Origin of the sequence: Mesorhizobium sp. M5C.F.Ca.IN.020.29.1.1 (assembly GCF_003997375.1) — a bacterium.
In the GTDB taxonomy this organism is placed as follows: domain Bacteria; phylum Pseudomonadota; class Alphaproteobacteria; order Rhizobiales; family Rhizobiaceae; genus Mesorhizobium; species Mesorhizobium wenxiniae.
In genome coordinates, this window is the sequence record NZ_RZSW01000603.1 from 1 (window position 1) to 3437 (window position 3437).

The 3437-nt window shown below is 59.9% G+C and carries 3 protein-coding genes and 1 pseudogene; 3 read left to right on the plus strand and 1 reads right to left on the minus strand.

All coding sequences use genetic code 11. From position 1 onward, the window contains the following. Positions 1–263: hydantoinase/oxoprolinase N-terminal domain-containing protein (locus EOA85_RS30575; protein WP_281033807.1), on the minus strand; the 263-nt coding region annotated here is incomplete at its 3' end. Positions 264–450: 187 nt separating this feature from the next. Between EOA85_RS30575 and EOA85_RS30580 the strand changes: the two genes are divergently transcribed. From EOA85_RS30580 to EOA85_RS40205, 3 genes and pseudogenes are all read left to right on the plus strand, one after another. Next, on the plus strand, positions 451–1485 hold the full coding sequence (locus EOA85_RS30580) for a LacI family DNA-binding transcriptional regulator (RefSeq protein ID WP_127212220.1): 1035 nt from the start codon (positions 451–453) through the stop codon (positions 1483–1485). 212 nt (positions 1486–1697) lie between these two features. Next, positions 1698–1826 carry a hypothetical protein gene (locus EOA85_RS39990; RefSeq protein WP_281033808.1) on the plus strand — a complete coding sequence of 43 codons (129 nt, stop codon included), beginning with the start codon at positions 1698–1700 and terminating at the stop codon, positions 1824–1826. Then, positions 1793–2637, plus strand: a pseudogene (locus tag EOA85_RS40205) (transcriptional regulator); the annotation flags it as partial. The gene EOA85_RS39990 and the pseudogene EOA85_RS40205, both read left to right, overlap by 34 nt. Positions 2638–3437: the final 800 nt, after the last annotated feature.

The window sequence follows — 3437 nt, forward strand, 5'->3', positions numbered from 1 at the left end:
GTCACAAGAGCGGTGGTTGCGCCCTTGCGCTCGATGAGAGCGTTCGTGGCCAGCGTCGTGCCATGCACGAACACCTCGACATCGGCCGGCGACAAGCCGGCGTTCTTCAACACTTCGAGGATTCCGTGGATGACGCCCTTTTCCGGCTCGCTCGGTGTTGTCAACACTTTCGCAGTGACACGGCGCGGTCCGCATTCGAGCGCGACATCTGTGAAGGTCCCGCCGATGTCGGCCGCCAGCCTGCCCGCTTTAAGGTGCCTCATTGTTTCTCCAGCGACCCTTACCGGGCCAGAACGAGTTCGGATTAGATCGATCTAACTGCGGGTCACTATGTCGTCAAGAAGGAAGATGAAGTGTGCCGGCTTTTCTTATATGAGTCCTGCTAAGCCCCCCGCGGTAGAAGACACAGAGTCACTGGATCGCGTCGACTCGTTTGATGGAGTTCAATAGATGGAGCGGCGATCAACCCGCCGGATAAAACTTGATGACGTCGCCAAGCACGCTGGTGTATCGCGCGCGACCGCCTCGCTCGTCGTGCGCAACAGCAATTTGATTACGCCGGAAACACACGAGCGCGTGCGCGCCTCGATGAAGGCGTTGGGCTACATCTATAACCAGTCGGCCGGAAGCCTCCGCTCCCAGAAGACGAAGACCCTGGGAATGGTTATCGCGGATATATCCAATCCCTTCTATGCGCAGCTCGCTTCCGGCATCGAATGGGCCTGTTATCAGCAGGACTTTATGACGATCTTTGCTGACTCTGCCGAAGATGGGGAGCGCCAGCGAATGATCATCGAACGGTTGATCCAGCACAACGTCGCTGGGGTATTTCTTAGTGCGTCCGGCGACCGCTCTGCGGACGACCTGGTTGCACTTGGCACGGCAGGGATACCTGCCGTCCAGATTATGCGCCACGTTGAAAGACAGAACGTCCCCTACGTCGGACCGGACAACATCGCAGGAATTCAGCTAGGCATCGATCACGTCGTGTCGTTGGGGAAGAGGAATATCGCCTTCATCGGGGGGCCGCCCGGCAAATCATCGAGCGAGGAACGTCTTCACGGCTTTAAGAAAGGTATGTCGAAGCACAAGCTGAAGGTTCGAAAAGGTTTCATTCAATCGTCTGCCATTTCAAGGCACGAGGCCATGAATGTAACCTTGGCTTTGCTGAACCTACCAGAGCGGCCGGATGCGATCATCTGCTACAATGATCTGATGGCCTTTGGTGCCATGCTTGCAATGCAGCGTCTTGGCATAACGCCAGGAAAGCACGTTGCGCTCGTTGGGTTCGACGATATACCGGAGTCGTCGCTCTGGACGCCGAGCCTGACCACCGTCTCGATTGATGCGCGAAATATCGGCCGTCTTGCCGCTCGAGTCCTACTGGACAAGATTGCCAATCCACATCGTGTACCGCGGGACATCATCGTGGACCCGCAGCTGATCGTCCGGGAGTCCTGTGGCGAGCGGATGACCGAATCTTAGGGACGCCATCGTTCGAGCGGCTTCATTAAGGGCAGCGCCCTACCGAGCCCGCCTGCGATTGCTGCTAGAACGTGAACCCCAGCCACTGTTGAACCAGTGCTGCGGCGTGTCCGCCGTTGTTTTCAGGCGCCTCGAGAAGTTCTTCGCTCAAGGCAGCAGGAGAACTCGTCGCGTAAGGATTGGCTGAGGCAGAAGTGTCGGAGGAGAGTTTAATGGCCAGACCCTTCAAGGATGCCCGCTACCCCGGCGTCCCTTCGCGCATCAAGAACGGCAAGATCGTTTATCGCTATCGGGCAAAGGGCATGCCCATCTGTGGGCCGAACGCTACGACCGCGACCTGACCGACGTGTTCGCTGCAGGACGAGATCACCGTCAGCGTGGTCGCGGCAATAGAGCCTAATTTGCGCCGGGCCGAGATCGAGCGCGTCCGGCGCCGGCGCCCCGACAGTCTCGATGCTTATGATCTTCTGCTTCGTGCGCTGTCCGATGTCTACACCTTCATGCCGCAAGGGGCGTCCAAGGGTCTGCCCCTGCTCGACCAGGCTTTAGCTATCGAGCCGACCTATGCCCTTGCCCACGGCTTTGCTGCCTGGGCGCATCAGACGCTGTTCATACGCGGCGGCATGCAAGCGGAGCACCGCGAGAAGGCGGCCCGCCATGCCCATGCGGCGATCGAGTACGGTTCGGGCGACGCGATGGCTCTCGCTCTGGCCGGGGTTCACCATCGGCCTGGTGGAGCATGACCGCAGGCTGGCCGACGAGGCGTTCGCGGCAGCCCTGGCGCTCAGCGCATCCTCGCCTTCGTCTGTGCCTTCGGCTGCGTGCCGGTGGCCTATGGCGGCGACGCGGCGCGGGCGATCGACTGGGGCGAGCAGGCGATGCGGCTAAGTCCCCTCGACACGATGAGCTGCGTGCCGCAAGGCATCATCGGCTTCGGCAATTTCCTGTCCGGCCGACACGAGCAAGGCGTCATAGCAGGCCGACGGGCGGGTGGAACTGAACCCCGGCTTCAGCATCCTGCACGGATGGCTGGCGGCACCGCTAGCCCAGGCTCGGCAGCTCGACGAGGCAAAAGCCTCGGCTGGGCGGCTGCTCTCGCTCCACCCGCACTTCACCATCGGGCGCTGGTCCGCTGCCGTAGGAATTGCGTAGAACATCCTCGATGACGTCACCGACGCCATGCGTATGGCAGGTTTGCCGGCATAGGCATTGGGGTCGCGGTAGCGTCACTTCTCTAATTGCCGAGTGCATCCTTCACGATTGTCACGCCACAGCAGCACGCTTCCGATAAGGTGCTTGACCGGTTCGACCTCACCCTCGTTCGCGCCATACATGAGCCGCCTATCGACGATCTTTTTCCAAACTGCAGGAGAGACGAGCGGACGTGCGGTTGTCACGTCCCAGTGCTATGCGGGTGGTGCAATAGCGTTTTCGGAGTGTAGTAAATGTCCAATCTGCCGATTACATCGAAGCCTATATCGCCGCCTATAACCGCAGCATGAGAAGTAGGTCGGACCTCTATGCGAGAGCGGCCCTGTTCCTCCCGACAGAACCGCCGCAGGTCGGGGTGCGCAATGGCTCGTCAGATCCGCTTTAGCTCGAGCGCGCATGGCGATGCCTACGCAGCGGATAAACGCGAGATGTGCGTTCGCGCTCCCCGGTTAGCCGCTTCTTTGTCAAGGTTGATGATGTTCGATGTTTGTTCTATAGCAAGCTGTCGTTTGTGGTGGTCAGTTCAAAAAATTGATTTGTGCGGCACACCCGCTGCCTAGATGTTACGGACTTCGCATAAAGGGCCGATTACGAGGGGTAACCATGGTTCACACTGCACGCCTCCGCCACGATTCTCTGGCCGCCCCCTCCAGCAGAAACGTCCCTGCAAAATGGCTCGCCGCCGCGGCCTTCGCGGCGATCGGCTTGCTCGCCGCCCCGGCCGCACAGGCGCAGGAAAC